The following is a 15,622-nucleotide window of genomic DNA, read 5'->3' on the forward strand; positions in this document are numbered from 1 at the left end:
TGCGCATCCATGCGGATGGGCCAAAATCAGACAGGAAGCCTCCAGATGACCATTAAAGCGATCAACGTCCGTAACCAGTTCAAGGGTGTCATCAAGGAAATTGTTCAAGGCGAAGTGGTGTCCGAAATCGATGTGCAAACCGCTTCTGGAATCGTCACCTCGGTGATCACGACTCGTTCGGTGCGCGACCTGGAGTTGAAGGTGGGCAGCGAAGTGATTGCCTTCGTGAAATCCACCGAGGTCTCCATCGCCAAGCTCTGAATTGCCATTTGCTTGCCGGCGGCGCGGAGATCAATTCGCATTGTTCTGCGCGGCGCGCGGCGAGGTCGGACACAGCATCAAGACGGATAAGCCCGCAGTCATCCAGACCTGTATCCGTGCAGAGCAATCGACACTATCCTTGCCGTTGGTGGAGAAAATCGTCGCCGACCTCGAAATCGACTATTTCGTCGGGTCACAGCGGACGTTTATTCGCCGAGCGACTGCAGTCGTCAGCAGGTTGAAAAACAACGCTGACCGTTTTTGAGAAAGCACATGGCAGCACAGGCCGCCGAGAACAGACCCGACATCATGCAAGCCCCGACCTATCAGTTGCTGGAAGTCGCCAACGGCAAACCGATCAAGCTCTGGACCGAAGGCGTCCCGGTAGAACCCGAAGCCCGGCAGCAGTTGATCAACACCGCGAAGATGCCGTTCATCTTCAAGCACCTGGCGGTGATGCCCGACGTCCACCTGGGCAAGGGCTCGACCATTGGCAGTGTCATCCCTACGGTGGGGGCGATCATTCCCGCCGCCGTCGGGGTCGACATCGGCTGCGGCATGATCGCCGCGCGCACATCGCTGACGGCTGCCGATTTGCCGGACAACCTGCATGGCTTGCGCTGCGCCATCGAAAAAGCGGTGCCCCATGGCCGCACGATGGGCCGTGGTATCCGCGACAAAGGCGCCTGGGACAGCGTTCCCAAACAGGCCGATCACGCCTGGACGGCGTTGCACCCACGGTTCAAGGCGATCACCGACAAATACCCGAAACTCGCCAGCACCAACAACCGTGGACACCTGGGGACACTGGGCAGCGGCAACCACTTCATCGAGGTGTGCCTGGACGAAACCAACCGGGTCTGGTTCATGCTGCACAGCGGCTCACGCGGGGTCGGCAACGCCATCGGTAACTTGTTCATTCAACTGGCCCAGGCCGACATGCGGCAGCACATCGCCAACCTGCCGGACCGCGACCTGGCCTATTTCAAGGAAGGCAGCCGGCATTTTGACGACTACGTCGAAGCCGTGAACTGGGCCCAGGATTTCGCCAAACAGAACCGGGCATTGATGATGCAAGCGGTGATTCAGGCGACACGCAAAGTGATCAGCAAACCCTTCGACGTTGCACTGGACGCGGTGAACTGCCACCACAACTACGTGCAAAAAGAGCAGCACTTTGGCCAGGACATTCTGGTCACCCGCAAGGGTGCGGTGTCAGCGCAAAAGGGCGAGTTGGGGATCATCCCGGGATCAATGGGCGCAAAAAGCTTCATCGTCCGCGGCCTCGGCAATGAAGAGTCGTTTTGCTCCTGCAGCCACGGCGCCGGCCGCGTCATGAGCCGCACCAAAGCGAAAAGCCTGTTCACCGTCCAGGACCAGATCCGCGCCACTGCCCACGTCGAATGCCGCAAGGACGCCGCCGTCATCGATGAAATACCGATGGCCTACAAAGACATCGACCACGTCATGCACGCCCAGCGTGAGCTGGTTGAAGTGCTGCACACCTTGCGTCAGGTGGTGTGCGTGAAGGGGTAGGTCAGTCAAGATCAACAGATCGCAGCCTCGTTGCACTCGACAGCTCCTACATTGGAATGCGAGTCCCTGTAGGAGCTGTCGAGTGCAACGAGGCTGCGATCCTTCGATCTACCGGTACTTGATCACGATCCCCTTGAGTTTGCGCCCCTCGATGGTTTCGACATCGCGCGCCCACAGCGGCCCGTTGACATAGGCACCCACCGGCTGGATATGGTCATAGACCACCACCACGGCATCGCCCCCGAGCTTGGCAGCCTCGTCCCGCAGTTTTTCTTCGACCTTGGCAATCGGCGGGGCAGGGTCGACACTCGCATCGATCAGCACTTCACCTAACCGGACATGCGGACGCAGCGGTTCGGTGCGCAACACCACGACCTCACTGGCCAGCGTCGGCGCAGAATGCTCGACACCCACATACGCGGTGGTCTGCGCATCGACAGTGGCGCAACCACTGAGTGCGAGCAGGGCGGCGGTGAGTCCCCCCGCCAACAGGGACAGTTTGAAACGTGTGGACCAAGGGGCGTCATGTGCAGGCATGGTGAAACTCCTCCGAAGGGTCCGCTGCTAGCGGGCTGCCTTGTTGACGGTAGCAGACGGTCCGGGAGTTTCCAGAAAGCCCAATCTTTTCAGGTTGGGCTTTTTAATGTTTTAAAAACGTCACTGATCCTTTTCGCAGTTCACCATCCAAGACACACCAAACCGGTCCACCAGCATTCCGAAGCGCTCTGCCCAGAAGGTCTTGTCCAGCGGCATCTGCACCTTGCCATCCTCCGACAACGCACCAAAGACACGCTCGGCCTCGGCAACACTGTCGACATTCAACGAAACCGAACAGCCGCTCATATCATCCGTAGGACGATCCGGCGTGGTGTCCGACCCCATGATCGCCTGATCGCCCACTGCCAGGCGGGTATGAATGATCAGATTATGCAGGTCCGCAGGAAACTGCTCGCGCGCCGGGCTTTCGCCGAAGGTCATCATCATTTCGATCCGGCCTTGCAGGGCTTGCTCATAGAAAGTGAAGGCGGCTTTGCAGTCGCCGTTGAAAATGAGGTAGGGATTGATTTTCATGTTTGCTCCCGTTGACCGAGGGATTGGAGGCCCACATTGGCCTGTGAATTGACTCCAAGTAGCAAAGCGTTAGAGGCGCGATTGTGCCGAGTTTGTTTAGACGTTTTTTCTATGGAAGGGGAACCGCTTATTGCCTGAAAACTCAGGCCACCGCGCGCGGGGCGCAGGATGGGCGCAGCAAGCGCTCAACGGCGCCACTCACCAGGTTTTCCAGCAGTTCATCACGCTGCGCGTCCTCCAGCGGATGCTGCGCCAGCCAGCCGGGCGCGCTGTTGAGCAGGTTGGCGATGGCGTGTCCGGTGGCCATCAAACCCTGTTCTCCGAGACGTGAAGGGGCGCCAAGCATCTTCAGCAATGTGCGCTCGTATTGCTCGCGCAACAGCCGGACGCGCGCCTGCTGTTCTTCGTTGAGGCAGCCGCTGTCACGTTCCGCCAGACGAAAATGCCAAGGCATTTCCCGGTGCAGGTTCAAATGCGCGCGGATCAGGTTGGGCAGTTTGTCGCGTTTGGCCGTGGCCTTTTGATCGATGCGCCCGAGGGTCGACAACAGTTCTTCATAGAACTCTTCGATCAGGTCGAGCAGCAAGTGCTGTTTGCTCGGGTAATGGTGATACAACGAGCCCGGGGACAGCCCCAGGCAGGTGGCCAGCTCACGCATGCCGACCTGACCGAAACCCTTGCTGGCGAACAACTCCAGCACCTTGTCCCGGTACTCGGCGAAACGTGAGCAACGCTCAGGCATAGGCATGGAAGCCACGTCCTGTCTTGCGTCCCAGGTAGCCGGCGGCGACCATTTCCTTGAGCAGCGGGGCCGGGCGGTATTTGCTGTCGTTGAAGCCGTCGTAGAAAGCTTCGAGAATCGCCAGCACGGTGTCCAGGCCGATCAGGTCCGCCAATGCCAGCGGGCCGATCGGTTGATTGCAACCCAGGCGCATGCCGGCGTCGATGTCTTCAGCGCTGGCCAAACCTTCCTGAAACACCAGAATCGCTTCGTTGATCATCGGCACCAGAATCCGGTTGACCACGAAGCCCGGGCGATTGCCGGCGGTGATCGCGGTCTTGCCGAGGGTGGTGGCCATGTCCAGCGCCAGCGCATGGGTCGCATCGCTGGTTTGCAGGCCACGGATCACTTCGATCAGGCCCATCACCGGCACCGGGTTGAAGAAGTGCAGGCCGATGAAGCGTTCAGGCTGGCTGACGCTGGCGGCCAGCTGCGTGATCGACAGCGACGAGGTGTTGGAGGCGATCACGCACTCGGTGCTGACCTGCGCGGCGATCTGTTGCAGCACGCGCAGTTTCAGGTCGAGGTTCTCGGTGGCGGCTTCAATCACCATCTGCGCGTTCTGCAGGCTGCTGTAGTCGGTGCTGGTGCGGATCCTGGCGAGGGCGTCGAGCTTTTGTGCCTCGCTCAGGGTTTCCTTGGCAATCTGCCGGTCGAGGTTCTTGCCGACGGTGGCCAGGGCCTTTTGCAAGGCGCTTTCAGAGATGTCGATCAAGGTCACGTTAAAGCCGGCCAGCGCGCAGACTTGCGCAATGCCGTTGCCCATGGTGCCCGCACCGATCACACCAATGTTTTGCAGATTCATCTTTGCGTCCTTCCGGTCAAACCCCGCGATACCTTGGCCGACTGGGTGGCCGAAGGCGTACTATTGGCCGCGAGTCTAGAACCGGCGGGGCAGTTGTCCTATGCCGCAACTGTTCAACGGTGCTGGTGTTTTTTGCCATTCGGGCGATGAGGAGAGAAGCGTTCAAATGCGGGAAAAGGACTCGGTGGCGGCCTACTTCGTGCAGGCGATGATCCATGGGCAAGGGGACAATCCACAGCGCTCGCGAGCTGCGCTGGAAGAGGCGGGCATCGACCCGGCGTTGATCGAGCAGCCGACTGCGCGAGTGCCAGCGAGCGCGTTTGCCGCGCTGTGGCTGATTCAGATCCGTGACCTGAACGACGAATTCTTCCGCCTCGATTCCCACGGCATGCCGCCCGGCAGCTTCGCGCTGATCTGCCGCGCCTTGATCCAGGAACCCGACCTGCACAAAGCCATGCGCCAATGCCTGGCCAACTTCGCGCTGTTCCTGCGCGACTTTCGCGGCACCCTGACCGTGCGCGGCAAACGCGCCATCATCAGCCTGGACACCCACGCGCAGAACGACGATGTCAGCCGTTTTGGCGAAGAAACCTTCCTGGTGTTGATGATCAGCCTGCTGTGCTGGCTCGGCGGACGACGCATCCCCATCGACCGTGCCGACTTTCGCCACGAGCGCGTGTCCCTCAGCGATGACCGCTTGCTCTGGGGCCCCAACCTGACCTTTGGTGCCGCGCGCACCGAAATCGAATTCGCCAGCCACTACCTGCGCCTGCCGGTGGTCCAGGACCTGGCCTCGCTGAAAGTGTTCTTGCGCACGGCACCGCAATGGCTGGTGATCCGTTTCCGTAACCAGCATGGCCTGGCCTCACAAGTCCATCAGCGCCTGCGCAACAGCCATTACAGCGATTGGCCGACCTTGCAGGCCTTCGCCCTGGAACAACACCTGAGCCCCAGCACCTTCCGCCGCAAACTGGAGCGCGAAGGCTGTTCGTATCAGGAGATCAAGGATGAAGTGCGCCGTGGAGTGGCGTTTGAGCAGCTGCGCGAGAGCCGGGCGAGTATCAGCGACATTGCGGAACAGCTGGGCTTTCAGGAACCGAGTGCGTTCCATCGGGCGTTCAAGAAGTGGACGGGGGAGAGTCCGGGGCGTTATCGGGCGCGGTATCAGGGGGGAGTGGCAGGTTGACTCATTTGAAGTGATTTACCGCCGCGCATTATTTACGCGGCGGACCACTGTTCATGCCTCATACGTCGGTGCAGCTGCGATCCCCCAAAAATTGACCCATTTGTTGGTCACCAGCTGCCGTAAGGAATTCCAAACTTCTCAATATAAAGCTTGGACTTCACACTCACCGGGTACGCATAACGGCCTTCGTTCTTGCCCTGGTCTGGGCCCAAAGGCTCAATATCTGCTTTAGCTTGAGCCACCTCGACGGGACGATGGCAGGAATCTCTGACCCAAACCTTCACGACCCCGCCGGGGGCCATGCCTATATAGACAGCCGCCATGTACCGGGCCTCTTGTTCAGGGGTGTCCGGGCACCGTTGCGTGACGGATGAATGCATCAGTTGTCTGGCTTGCTCTGGTATTTCTATCCAGACTTTATAGGTCTGTGGTTCTACGATGGATTGCCAGCGCACGAATATACGTTTGGGGAGGTCAGCGCCGACCACCGCTTTGCCGGAACCGCCGACACCTCGCCACCCTTTGGCGGACTCTGTGCCGTCCTCTGGTTGACCGCCTGACGCTGAGCCCTTACCGGTGTGGTCGAAGCGCTTGCCGTTGATATCTTCTACGGCGCTGTCCTCAACCCAGACTTTCATGTAATGGGGTTCGACGAAGTCAAGTTCCCACCATTGAGACCTAGGGTCATGTTTTGCTGAAAGCGGTTCCGCAGCTTGGCAGCCGGCAATGAAGAGAAGGCCCAGTAACGTGATGAGTCGTTTCATTACCAAAGCGTCCAGTCAGGTACATGAGGATGTTGAACGCGAATTGCGTCCTGCGTAGGGGCATTAATGTAAACCGCCCTGAGACCGCTACCGTCGTTTCTGCCGAGTGGATGGTTCCAGTTGGCAGACGTGTGGATGAACTTCAGTTTAAGTAACTGTTCTTCCTGAGGCGTGGTGCTGTAGTCACCGCCCACAAACCGGTCGCACATCTCCTGAAGTTCTTGTGGTATCGCCAGCTCTGACGAATCCGGAATGTCGTCAAAGCGAACACCTTTTTCTTTTGCCAAGTGATGCATCACGCGCAGATACACCCTTGAAAGCTTTCCGCTCACCGGGCGTTTTAGCTGCAAAGCGGCATAGACTCGTTTTTGTCCTGGGTTAAGTCGGTCTTGCGGTTCATGCGGTAATTCGAAGGCGGCAGGCGTGACAATTTCCAGTAACTGGGCGGGCCAGCCGTTAGATACCCATTGGCTTTTTACCCTCGCCGCATCGCGGTATATCGACGTGGCGGTGACATCCGTATTGACTGGTACGTCAAGCGCTTGCATCGGACTTACTAGCACGCACTCTTGGGCCTCTTCGAGGTAACCGCCGCCAATATCTGAATGGACGCCGGGGACGGTGATTTATGTGAAATCGGGTTTGATTCGGCTGAGGGCAAAGTTGGCTCGGCATTCGTCACGCGCGCAAACCCGCTTCCGCGTTATTGGCGTTATTACCAGTGCCATCGAAGAAGACGCCAATGCGTAAGGCAATGCCCGTTTTTTGTGGCGCGGGCGCGGGAGCTTTGCCGTGTTTTTCGTATTCAGCCCAGTGCTGAGCGTGAATATCGACTGGCTTGGCTTCGTCATAACGGTAGTTTTTGGGCGGGTTGGGTACGTAGCCGCTCATCCTTGATTCCTTGGACTTGATCCCTGATTAACGCGCGCAGGGTGACACTCAGGGTGGAGGGAAGCAATGGATGGCACTTTGATTCAGCCGCATTCTTAGCGGTGTAGGACGTTCTTGGCAGACTATTCAACATCGCGAATGTGCTCTTGTTTAAGAGTCATCGAAGTTACGTCCTGAAAGCTACAAAATCTTGCGCCGTTGCCTACGGCTACGCCAGAATCCGCCGGCTTGTGCGCCTTGGGGCCTCTCGGTAACTTTATTCCCGTCACTGCCCTTCAGTGATCGGGTTTCGCAGCCCGGGCAAACTCTAGACGCACAACGTCTACCGCTCGTGAGCAGACGATTCATAGTCTGTCATTCATGTCATGGCGGCTGTGCGTGGGAGACCTTCGGGTCTGCCGGGTTCCTAGAGTCCTGGTCTGCGAACCCGCGTACAGTTGCCACCTCTTTGTCGTTTCGCAGCGAATGGTGGCAGCTCCATTTCTCTAGGAGTTTTGCCATGTTCAAAGTCACACCCAATCCACCCGACGCCGATCCAGCCTCGCCATACGAACCCGATACAAAGAAATTCCACGAAGCCGCCGAGCGAGCGCTCGACTTCCACTTCCCGTCGACTGCCGACATCAAAGCCACACCGCGAACCCGCAGCACCCTGTTTTCTGTTGACCCTGAAGCCACGGCCGAAACCCTGGCGGTTTATCTGGTCGAGACACTGGCTTCGGTCGATGTGATGGTCCACCAGTTGGTAGATCATCTGGAGGGCGAGTCGCGTTACGCCTTGCTGGGTATTTCCAACAGCATCATGGTGGCGGAGATCACGGCAAACCGTGTGTTGGATAAAATTGATCTGCCCAAGTAAGTGCAGTCTGCTCTGGTGAATCAGTAACTATGCCGCGGCCCTTTTTTGGGGCCGTTGCGGCGTATCGACAAGCGCCCTCGCCACAGTTGTTTCCCACCTGCGCAATTTCCAGCTGAAGTACCATGTCGACACTGTCGCATTCAGCGACCTTCCTCTGCCGAGTTCATCGATCCATGCCTGCGGCACTCTCCCGTTTCACCTCACTACTCGACCAGGCCCGGCGCGCCTTGCTGCTGGTCTGGGGCACTTCTCGCGGGTTATTTCTGGGGCTGGTACTGGCCACCCTGATCGCCGGTGTCCTGCCGGCGTTGGCCGCGTGGCTCGGCCAGCGCATCGTCGATGCGGTCGTCACCGCCATGCAATTGCACGCGCAGCAGGGCAGTGCGCCGTTGTGGCCGGTGGTTCGTTATGTGTTGTTTGAGGCGGGGGTGTTGGCGTTGTTGTCCGGGGCGCAGCGGGCGCTGTCGGTGCAGCAATCGTTGCTGCGGGTGCAGTTGGGGCAGAAGGTCAACACGATGATTCTGGAGAAAGCCCAGACGTTATCGCTGGTGCAGTTCGAGAATTCCGAGTTTTACGACAAGTTGGTGCGGGTACGTCGCGAGGCGTCGACCCGGCCCTTGGCGTTGGTGATGAAGTCGCTGGGGCTGATCCAGAACCTGATCGTGCTGATCAGCTTCGGCGTGTTGCTGGTGCATTTTTCGCCGTGGGCGCTGGTGTTGCTGGTGGTCGGCGCGTTGCCGGTGTTCTTCGCAGAAGCGCATTTTTCCGGGGACGCTTTTCGGCTGTTCACGCGCCGTGCGCCGGAGAGCCGGCAGCAGAATTACATCGAGACGCTGCTCTCCCATGAGGGCTACATCAAAGAGGTCAAACTGTTCGGCTTCGCGCCGCTGTTGTTGATGCGTTACCGTGAGACGTTTGCCCGCCTGTATGCCGAAGACCGGCGCCTGACCTTGCGCCGCGATGGCTGGGGGTTTGTCCTTGGCCTGCTCGGCACCGCCGCCTTTTACCTGGCCTATGCCTGGGTGGTGGTCGATACCGTCCACGGCAATATCAGCCTGGGGCAGATGACCATGTACCTGGTGCTGTTCAAGCAGGGACAGAGTGCGGTGAGCAGCAGTTTGAGCGCCATCAGTGGTCTCTACGAAGACGGCCTGTACCTGTCGAGCCTTTATGAATACCTCGCCGAGCCGGTGGTCGCCGATGCCGGGCATCTGACCGTTGGCGCGGTGCCGGGTGATGGTTTGCGTTTCGAGAACGTTGGTTTTCGTTATCCGGGGGCCAGTCGCGCCGCCCTTGAAGGCATCGACTTGCACCTGGTGCCGGGGCGCAGCATGGCGCTGGTCGGGGAGAACGGTTCGGGCAAGACCACCATGATCAAGTTGCTGACCCGCCTGTACCGCCCGGATCAGGGCCGTATTTTGCTCGACGGCAGCGACTTGCAGGCTTGGGAAGAGGACGCTTTACGCCGACGCATCGGGGTGATTTTTCAGGATTACATCCGCTACCAGTTTTCCGTCGGCGAGAACATCGGCGTCGGCGATACGCTGGCGTTCAACGACGAACAACGCTGGAAAGAAGCCGCCGCCGAAGGCATGGCAGCGCCGTTCATCGAAGGGCTGGATCGAGGCTACGCTACGCAACTGGGCCGCTGGTTTGCCGGTGGGCAGGAACTGTCGGGCGGGCAGTGGCAGAAGATCGCCTTGTCCCGCGCCTACATGCGCCGCAACGCTGACATCCTGATTCTGGATGAGCCGACTTCGGCCCTCGACCCGGCGGCGGAAGCGGCAGTGTTCGAGCATTTCAGCGAACACACGGAAGGTCGCATGACGCTGCTGATTTCCCACCGGTTTTCCAGCGTGCGCAACGCGGACCACATCATCGTGCTGGATCAGGGGGCGATCCTTGAACGCGGTGATCACGAAAGCCTGGTCGCGGCGGGTGGGCGCTATGCGCAGTTGTTCAACCTGCAAGCCCGGGGTTACCGCTAGGCCCGGCGACTCGCTGCGGTTTTGCCTTCATTAAACTGTCGATTGCCTGACGATACTGGCTTCCACTCAGGCTCATGCTGTTGTTGTGCGTACCACCGGGAATCAACAACAGGCGCTTGGGTTCGCTGGCGGCATTGAACAATTGCTGGCTGAACCGCGAGGGCATGAACGTGTCGGCCTGGCCATGGACCACCAGCAGCGGCATGTCGATGTCGACGATCTTGTCGATGGAATCGAATTTCTGCGACAGCAGCCAGCGTACTGGCAACCAGGTCACGGGCAGATTGTTCTCGGCCACTGCGGCCACGGCATCGCCGAGGGTGGTGAAGGTGGACTCGATCACCAGCCCGCGCACCGGTATCGCGTTATGGTCCTTTTTCGCCTGCGCCGCCAGGTCTGCCGCGAGATCGATGGCCACGGCACCGCCCAGGGAATGACCGTAGATCAAGCGCTTGTTGGCGTCCGGTTGCATCGCCGTGAAGCGCTCCCAAGCGATGCGGGCGTCTTCGTAGACGCTGGCTTCCGACGGCAAGTCCCCCTTGCTCTGACCAAAGCCGCGGTAATCGATGGCCAGCACCGAATAACCCATCGCCCGCAACTGCTCGATGCGGAACGCCTGGCCGGTCAGGTTCCAGCGCACACCGTGCAAATACAGGATCGACGGCGCATCGCGACGGGCGGCCGGCCACCACCAGGCATGCAGGTTTTGCCCGGCCTTGAAGCTGGCAGGCTTGATGTCGAACTCCTGAACATCCTGCGGCAAACCGTGATACCAGCCGGCGGTGCCCGGCTCGATACGAAACAGCAGCTCACGCTCCTTGTACTTGAGCACGCCACAACTCACGGGCAAGCCGAGGATCAGCGCGGCCATGCACAGGATTGGCAGCCAGCGTCGGCTCAAGCGGCTCATCAGGTTCGAAAACATGCGGTGGTCCGGTGACGGGAATCAAAGCTCGGGTTTTAACAGATGCCTGGCGGGGCGTGGGGATAAATTCGACAGTCGTGTGAATGGCCGGATTGGGCGGTGACTTGCCGAATCTCATCGCGGGCAAGCCCGCTCCCACAGGTTAAGCATTCCAATGTGGGAGCGGGCTTGCCCGCGATGAGGCCATATCTGCCCACACATCTTTAAAGCCATGCGCAAAGCCATTCGTCTTTGCTTCAAAGGCCCACTCAACAAAAAGATTGAATAATCACATAAAATGTTATTTAAATAACAAAACAACAACGCCGGCATCAGCCTGGCAAGCCGGATCAAGGTGGGATAGCAATGAGCAAGATCGCAGTCATCGGCAGCAACATGGTGGATCTGATCACCTACATCGACCGCATGCCGGCCCAGGGCGAGACGCTTGAAGCGCCGGGGTTCGCCCTCGGTTGTGGTGGCAAGGGCGCCATTCAGGCGGTGGCCGCGGCCAAGCTTGGGGCGGATGTGCTGATGCTGACCAAGGTCGGCGATGACATGTTTGCCGACAACACCCTGGCCAACTTCCAACGTTTTGGCATCGACACCCGTTACGTGCAGCGTGTGCCCGGCGTGTCCAGCGGTGTGGCGCCGATCTTCGTTCAGGCCGACTCGCACAACAGCATCCTCATCGTCAAAGGCGCCAATGCGCACCTCGCCCCGGCGGATATCGACGTCGCCGGGCAGGCGTTGCGCGAATGTTCGCTGATCGTTCTGCAACTGGAAATCAACGTCGAGACCGTTTACCACGCCATCGAATTTGGTCGCGCGCACAACATCCCGGTGCTGCTCAACCCGGCGCCGGCCTTGTCGGGGCTGAGCCGTGAACACCTGGCGCACCTGGATTTCCTGGTGCCCAACGAGTCCGAACTGGCGCTGATCACCGGCCAGGTCGTGGACTCACCCGAGTCAGCCCATAAAGCCGCCCAGACATTGGTCGCCAGCGGCATTCGCCATGTGATCGTGACCCTCGGCCAGCAAGGCGCGCTGTACGTCGGCGAGGAGGGCGAGTTTCAGATTCCCGGCCTGTCGGTCGCCGCACGCGACACCACCGGGGCGGGGGACGCCTTTATCGGTTGCTTCATTCATCACTGGAGTCGCGACCGCGACATCCGCGCCGCCATGACCCAGGCCGTGGCCTATTCCGCCTGCTCGGTCACAGGTCTGGGTACTCAAACCTCCTACCCGGACGCCACTGCATTCGCTGAATTCCAGCGCCGACTCGACGCCTGACGCCGAGTGATTCACCCCTCAACGCTTATCCCGGAGAACAACAATGACAAAGCCTCCGCTCCAACAGACGTCCGATGGTTTCTACCTGAACCGCACGCCTTGGTTCGCCTTCATTTTGCTGTGCAGCATCTTCGCGCTGTGGGCCGCCGCCGCGAGCATGAACGACGTGCTCATCGCGCATTTCAAGAAGGCCTTTCTGCTCAGCGATTTCCAGACGGCGTTCGTGCAATCGGCGTTTTACCTGGGCTATTTCTTCGTGGCGATCCCGGCTGCGCTGGTGGTCCGCCGTTTCAGCTACAAGACCACCATCCTCATCGGATTGATGCTGTACATGTTCGGTTGCCTGCTGTTTTTCCCGGCGGCGTCGACGGCCAAGTACGGCATGTTCCTGCTGGCGCTGTTTGTGATTGCGGCGGGGCTGTCGTTTCTCGAAACCGCCTGCAACACCTATTCGACGCTGATGGGGCCGCGTGAAACCGGCACCCGTCGCCTGAATATTTCCCAGACGTTCCACCCGTTCGGCGCGATGGCCGGGGTGTATGTCGGCAGCTTTGTGATGTTCAAGGACACCGACGCAACCCGTGAGCAGCTCACGCAAATGAGCGCGTCTGATGCGGCGGTCCAGCAACTGCAGATGATCCAGTCCACGCTGTTGCCGTACAAATACATGATTGCAGTGCTGGTGTTGATGTTCATCCTGATCGCCGTCACCCGGTTTCCGAAGTGCAAGGGCAATCAACCGAGCAGCAAGAAAACCGCCAGCCTCGGTCAGAGCCTGTCGCGACTGTGGGGCAACAAGCGCTTTACCTTTGGCGTGCTGGCGCAGTTTCTGTATGTCGGGGCGCAGGTCGGGGTGTGGAGTTTTACCATTCGGCTGGCCATGCAATTGGGCGGCATGAACGAGCGCAGCGCCTCGTGGTTTTTGCTGACCACCTTCGCCGCCTACTTCGTCGGCAAGCTGATTGCCAACGTGCTGATGCGCAAACTGCACCCGGCCAAGGTGCTGGCGGTGTACGGCGTGCTGTGCATCGCGTTGCTGGCTTACACCATTCTCGTGCCGAACATCACCGCGGTGTATGCGGCGGTGGGCGTCAGCGTGTTCCTCGGTCCTTGCTGGCCGACCATTTACGGCCTGACCATTGATGGCCTGGGCGAAGACACCGGCGTCGGCGGTTCGCTGCTGGTGATGAGCATCGTCGGTGGCGGGGTGATCCCGATCTTCCAGGGCCTGCTGTCCGACTACAGCGGCGGCAACATGCAACTGGCCTACAGCGTGCCGTTGCTGTGCTTCATCGTGATCGTGATGTACGCGGTGCGTTGCCTGCGTCACTCCGCCAGCGAACGGGCGCCGGTCGGTGCGGTGGTGGCTTCATGAATACGCGGATCAATCTGCATCCGTCGCAGTTCGGTGAGGCGCGCAAGACCTTGCTCGAATCGCCAGCGTTCACCGTCAGCGCCTGGGTCTATCCCAGTGGTGTGCTGGCGGTGGAATTGGCCAACTCGCGCGGCAGCGTGGTGGTGTTGCCGTATCAGGGCCAGATGATCTGGTCGGCGGTGTTCGACGGTTGCGACCTGACCATGAGCAACCTGTTCAGCCAGCCCCGGCCGAGCCCGACCGTGATCGGCACCTACGGCTGTTTCATGTTCCACAGCGGCCTGCTGCGCAACGGTTGCCCGAGCCCCGATGACGATCATCCGCTGCACGGCGAGATGCCTTGCGCGGCGATGGATCGTGCCTGGCTGGAGGTGGGTGAGGACGAGGTTGGACACTTTCTGCGACTCGGCGGCGAGTACGAATATGCGCAAGGTTTCGGTGACCGATACCTGGCCAGGCCGAGCGTGACCTTGCGTGCTGATTCAGGGCTGTTCGACATCGCCATGCAAGTGACCAATCTTGCCGGTAAACCAATGGACCTGATGTACATGGCGCACATGAACTACGCCTACGTCGAAGGTGCCCGGTTCATCGAGCCCCTGGGTTTTGAGCGTGTGCGGGTGCGCAGCAGCGTGCCGGCCCACGTGAAACCGACGCCAGCCTGGACCGACTACATGCAAGCGCTGGCGCAAGATCCGCAGCAATTCAAGCGTCTGGATCAGCCGCAGCTCTACGATCCCGAAATCGTGTTTTTCTTCGACGATGTGCGGGCGGATGACAGTGGTCACGCGCATTTCCTGCTAAGCCATCCCGACGGCGCGGCGTTCTACACAGGCTATCGACCCGACCAGTTCGAGCATGCCGCGCGCTGGATCTTGCACAACCCCGATCAGCAAGTGGCGGCGTTTGTGCTGCCGTCCACCTGCGAGCCGGAAGGCTATCGCGCCGAGTCCGCCAAGGGCCATGTGCGGTCGCTGGCGGCGGGGGCGACGGCGGATTTCAGCGTCACCACCGGCTACTTGAGTGCGGCGGAGCAACAGGCGCTGATCAGATGATCAACTGCGCGCCGCTGGCGGTAATGGCGTCGCGGTAGGCCTTGGGAATTTTCTTGTCGCTGACCACGAACTGGAAATCCTCAAGGTTGGCGAAATGCGCGGTGCGCACGGTGTCGAACTTGCTGTGGTCGGCCAGCAGCAGCCGCTGTTGCGCCTGGCGCAGGACCTTCTGCTTGACCTCCACTTCGTTGAAGTTGAAGCAGGTCACGCCGAAGTCCTGGCTGATGCCGGCCGCGGATACGAAAGCCCAGGTCAGGCGCACGCTGTCGAGGATGCCGGTTTCGCTGGTGTTCTCGAACACCTGGTTCTTGCGATGGAACGTGCCGCCGCACATCACGACCTGGCAGTTGGGTTTTTGCGCGAGTTTGAGCAGCACGTTCAGGGAGTTGCACACGGCGGTGAACTCAAGCTCGTCGGGGATGAAATCGACCACGAAAGGCGTGGTGGTGCCGCAGTCGAAGAACACCGTGTCGCCCGGCTGGATAAACCCGGCGGCGAGTTTGCCGATACGGCGTTTTTCCTCGACGTGGCGGGTGTCCTGTTCGGCCACGCGGTAATCGCCGGGCTCGTTGCCATCGTGGATTTTAGTGATGTAGCCGCCGAGCAACCGCAGGTGGTCGGTGTACTTGCTGAGGTCGCGGCGCAGGGTCATCTCGGACACGTCCAGCAATGCCGCCATCTCGCGCAAATGGATGGCGCTCTGGTCTTGCAGGGCTTGTTGAATCAGCTTGAGACGCTCGGCTTTTTTACTGTCCACAGGCATTCCGGGGTTGATTGTTGGTGTTATTTAAGTAACATTATTTGTGAGTTTTGCAACGTTTTTGCGCGAATCACCCTCGATTGTGGCGCAGGG

At 59.7% G+C, this 15,622-nt stretch carries 16 protein-coding genes and 1 pseudogene; 8 read left to right on the forward strand and 9 right to left on the reverse strand.

Annotated features, from left to right (window positions below; genetic code table 11):
- Nucleotides 1-45 precede the first annotated feature (45 nt).
- Together BLQ41_RS16975 and BLQ41_RS16985 are read left to right on the forward strand one after the other, a co-directional pair.
- The gene (locus BLQ41_RS16975; protein WP_027921432.1) at nucleotides 46-261 is read left to right on the forward strand and encodes a TOBE domain-containing protein; all 216 of its coding nucleotides are present in this window, start codon (nucleotides 46-48) and stop codon (nucleotides 259-261) included.
- Nucleotides 262-570: 309 nt separating this feature from the next.
- On the forward strand, nucleotides 571-1,797 hold the full coding sequence (locus BLQ41_RS16985; RefSeq protein ID WP_090188633.1) for an RtcB family protein: 1,227 nt from the start codon (nucleotides 571-573) through the stop codon (nucleotides 1,795-1,797).
- Nucleotides 1,798-1,905: 108 nt separating this feature from the next.
- Here BLQ41_RS16985 and BLQ41_RS16990 read toward each other — a convergent pair whose 3' ends face one another.
- From BLQ41_RS16990 to BLQ41_RS17005, 4 genes are all read right to left on the reverse strand, one after another.
- Nucleotides 1,906-2,334, reverse strand: a complete 429-nt coding sequence (locus BLQ41_RS16990) for a YajG family lipoprotein (RefSeq protein ID WP_090182603.1) — start codon at nucleotides 2,332-2,334, stop codon at nucleotides 1,906-1,908.
- Nucleotides 2,335-2,454: 120 nt separating this feature from the next.
- A complete protein-coding gene (locus BLQ41_RS16995; RefSeq protein ID WP_090182604.1) occupies nucleotides 2,455-2,868 on the reverse strand; it encodes a VOC family protein in 414 nt (137 codons plus the stop codon).
- 142 nt (nucleotides 2,869-3,010) lie between these two features.
- Nucleotides 3,011-3,616, reverse strand: a complete 606-nt coding sequence (locus BLQ41_RS17000) for a TetR/AcrR family transcriptional regulator (protein WP_090182605.1) — start codon at nucleotides 3,614-3,616, stop codon at nucleotides 3,011-3,013.
- Nucleotides 3,603-4,454 carry a 3-hydroxybutyryl-CoA dehydrogenase gene (locus BLQ41_RS17005; protein WP_090182606.1) on the reverse strand — a complete coding sequence of 284 codons (852 nt, stop codon included), beginning with the start codon at nucleotides 4,452-4,454 and terminating at the stop codon, nucleotides 3,603-3,605. Before BLQ41_RS17005 ends, BLQ41_RS17000 begins: the two co-directional genes overlap by 14 nt.
- Before the next feature lie 166 nt (nucleotides 4,455-4,620).
- On the opposite strand from BLQ41_RS17005, the gene BLQ41_RS17010 reads away from it, so the two are divergent.
- Nucleotides 4,621-5,640: an AraC family transcriptional regulator gene (locus BLQ41_RS17010; RefSeq protein ID WP_090182608.1), complete on the forward strand. Its 1,020-nt coding sequence runs from the start codon at nucleotides 4,621-4,623 to the stop codon at nucleotides 5,638-5,640.
- 107 nt (nucleotides 5,641-5,747) lie between these two features.
- Here the strand turns inward: BLQ41_RS17010 and BLQ41_RS17015 are convergent, their stop codons facing one another.
- The 3 genes and pseudogenes from BLQ41_RS17015 to BLQ41_RS31550 all read right to left on the reverse strand — a co-directional run bounded on the left by BLQ41_RS17015 (nucleotide 5,748) and on the right by BLQ41_RS31550 (nucleotide 7,295).
- Nucleotides 5,748-6,404: a DUF2931 family protein gene (locus tag BLQ41_RS17015; RefSeq protein ID WP_090182610.1), complete on the reverse strand. Its 657-nt coding sequence runs from the start codon at nucleotides 6,402-6,404 to the stop codon at nucleotides 5,748-5,750.
- Nucleotides 6,404-7,099 (reverse strand): annotated as a pseudogene (locus BLQ41_RS17020) (DUF2235 domain-containing protein); the annotation flags it as partial. The gene BLQ41_RS17015 and the pseudogene BLQ41_RS17020, both read right to left, overlap by 1 nt.
- Nucleotides 7,083-7,295 carry a hypothetical protein gene (locus BLQ41_RS31550; RefSeq protein WP_456239004.1) on the reverse strand — a complete coding sequence of 71 codons (213 nt, stop codon included), beginning with the start codon at nucleotides 7,293-7,295 and terminating at the stop codon, nucleotides 7,083-7,085. The gene BLQ41_RS31550 and the pseudogene BLQ41_RS17020, both read right to left, overlap by 17 nt.
- A 499-nt stretch (nucleotides 7,296-7,794) precedes the next feature.
- Between BLQ41_RS31550 and BLQ41_RS17025 the strand changes: the two genes are divergently transcribed.
- Nucleotides 7,795-8,154 (forward strand): DUF6124 family protein, encoded by a 360-nt coding sequence (locus tag BLQ41_RS17025; protein ID WP_090182612.1) that lies wholly within the window; start codon nucleotides 7,795-7,797, stop codon nucleotides 8,152-8,154.
- A gap of 173 nt (nucleotides 8,155-8,327) precedes the next feature.
- Nucleotides 8,328-10,142, forward strand: coding sequence for an ABC transporter ATP-binding protein (locus BLQ41_RS17030; RefSeq protein WP_090182613.1), 1,815 nt, complete (start codon nucleotides 8,328-8,330; stop codon nucleotides 10,140-10,142).
- On the opposite strand, the gene BLQ41_RS17035 is transcribed toward BLQ41_RS17030, so the two are convergent.
- Nucleotides 10,114-11,067: an alpha/beta hydrolase gene (locus BLQ41_RS17035; protein ID WP_090182616.1), complete on the reverse strand. Its 954-nt coding sequence runs from the start codon at nucleotides 11,065-11,067 to the stop codon at nucleotides 10,114-10,116. The two genes, BLQ41_RS17030 and BLQ41_RS17035, sit on opposite strands and share 29 nt — an antisense overlap.
- A gap of 345 nt (nucleotides 11,068-11,412) precedes the next feature.
- On the opposite strand from BLQ41_RS17035, the gene rbsK reads away from it, so the two are divergent.
- The 3 genes from rbsK to BLQ41_RS17050 are packed head-to-tail and all read left to right on the forward strand — an operon-like array spanning nucleotide 11,413 to nucleotide 14,769.
- A complete protein-coding gene (gene rbsK, locus BLQ41_RS17040; protein ID WP_090182617.1) occupies nucleotides 11,413-12,339 on the forward strand; it encodes a ribokinase in 927 nt (308 codons plus the stop codon).
- A 43-nt stretch (nucleotides 12,340-12,382) separates the two neighbouring features.
- Nucleotides 12,383-13,714 carry an L-fucose:H+ symporter permease gene (fucP, locus tag BLQ41_RS17045; RefSeq protein ID WP_090182619.1) on the forward strand — a complete coding sequence of 444 codons (1,332 nt, stop codon included), beginning with the start codon at nucleotides 12,383-12,385 and terminating at the stop codon, nucleotides 13,712-13,714.
- Nucleotides 13,711-14,769, forward strand: coding sequence for an aldose 1-epimerase family protein (locus BLQ41_RS17050; RefSeq protein ID WP_090182620.1), 1,059 nt, complete (start codon nucleotides 13,711-13,713; stop codon nucleotides 14,767-14,769). Before fucP ends, BLQ41_RS17050 begins: the two co-directional genes overlap by 4 nt.
- Here the strand turns inward: BLQ41_RS17050 and deoR are convergent.
- Nucleotides 14,762-15,532, reverse strand: a complete 771-nt coding sequence (deoR, locus tag BLQ41_RS17055; RefSeq protein WP_197678891.1) for a DNA-binding transcriptional repressor DeoR — start codon at nucleotides 15,530-15,532, stop codon at nucleotides 14,762-14,764. The genes BLQ41_RS17050 and deoR overlap by 8 nt on opposite strands.
- Nucleotides 15,533-15,622: the final 90 nt, after the last annotated feature.

Source organism: Pseudomonas arsenicoxydans, from assembly GCF_900103875.1.
Taxonomy (GTDB): Bacteria; Pseudomonadota; Gammaproteobacteria; order Pseudomonadales; family Pseudomonadaceae; genus Aquipseudomonas; species Aquipseudomonas arsenicoxydans.

Excerpts from the sequence above, each read along its gene's own strand:
- BLQ41_RS17030 (WP_090182613.1), top strand. The coding sequence starts at position 8,328 with ATGCCTGCGGCACTCTCCCGTTTCACCTCACTACTCGACCAGGCCCGG.
- BLQ41_RS17010 (WP_090182608.1), top strand. The coding sequence starts at position 4,621 with ATGCGGGAAAAGGACTCGGTGGCGGCCTACTTCGTGCAGGCGATGATC.
- BLQ41_RS17035 (WP_090182616.1), bottom strand. The coding sequence starts at position 11,067 with ATGTTTTCGAACCTGATGAGCCGCTTGAGCCGACGCTGGCTGCCAATC.
- BLQ41_RS17005 (WP_090182606.1), bottom strand. The coding sequence starts at position 4,454 with ATGAATCTGCAAAACATTGGTGTGATCGGTGCGGGCACCATGGGCAAC.
- BLQ41_RS16985 (WP_090188633.1), top strand. The coding sequence starts at position 571 with ATGCAAGCCCCGACCTATCAGTTGCTGGAAGTCGCCAACGGCAAACCG.
- fucP (WP_090182619.1), top strand. The coding sequence starts at position 12,383 with ATGACAAAGCCTCCGCTCCAACAGACGTCCGATGGTTTCTACCTGAAC.
- deoR (WP_197678891.1), bottom strand. The coding sequence starts at position 15,532 with ATGCCTGTGGACAGTAAAAAAGCCGAGCGTCTCAAGCTGATTCAACAA.
- rbsK (WP_090182617.1), top strand. The coding sequence starts at position 11,413 with ATGAGCAAGATCGCAGTCATCGGCAGCAACATGGTGGATCTGATCACC.
- BLQ41_RS16975 (WP_027921432.1), top strand. The coding sequence starts at position 46 with ATGACCATTAAAGCGATCAACGTCCGTAACCAGTTCAAGGGTGTCATC.
- BLQ41_RS17000 (WP_090182605.1), bottom strand. The coding sequence starts at position 3,616 with ATGCCTATGCCTGAGCGTTGCTCACGTTTCGCCGAGTACCGGGACAAG.
- BLQ41_RS16990 (WP_090182603.1), bottom strand. The coding sequence starts at position 2,334 with ATGCCTGCACATGACGCCCCTTGGTCCACACGTTTCAAACTGTCCCTG.
- BLQ41_RS17050 (WP_090182620.1), top strand. The coding sequence starts at position 13,711 with ATGAATACGCGGATCAATCTGCATCCGTCGCAGTTCGGTGAGGCGCGC.
- BLQ41_RS31550 (WP_456239004.1), bottom strand. The coding sequence starts at position 7,295 with ATGAGCGGCTACGTACCCAACCCGCCCAAAAACTACCGTTATGACGAA.
- BLQ41_RS17015 (WP_090182610.1), bottom strand. The coding sequence starts at position 6,404 with ATGAAACGACTCATCACGTTACTGGGCCTTCTCTTCATTGCCGGCTGC.
- BLQ41_RS17025 (WP_090182612.1), top strand. The coding sequence starts at position 7,795 with ATGTTCAAAGTCACACCCAATCCACCCGACGCCGATCCAGCCTCGCCA.
- BLQ41_RS16995 (WP_090182604.1), bottom strand. The coding sequence starts at position 2,868 with ATGAAAATCAATCCCTACCTCATTTTCAACGGCGACTGCAAAGCCGCC.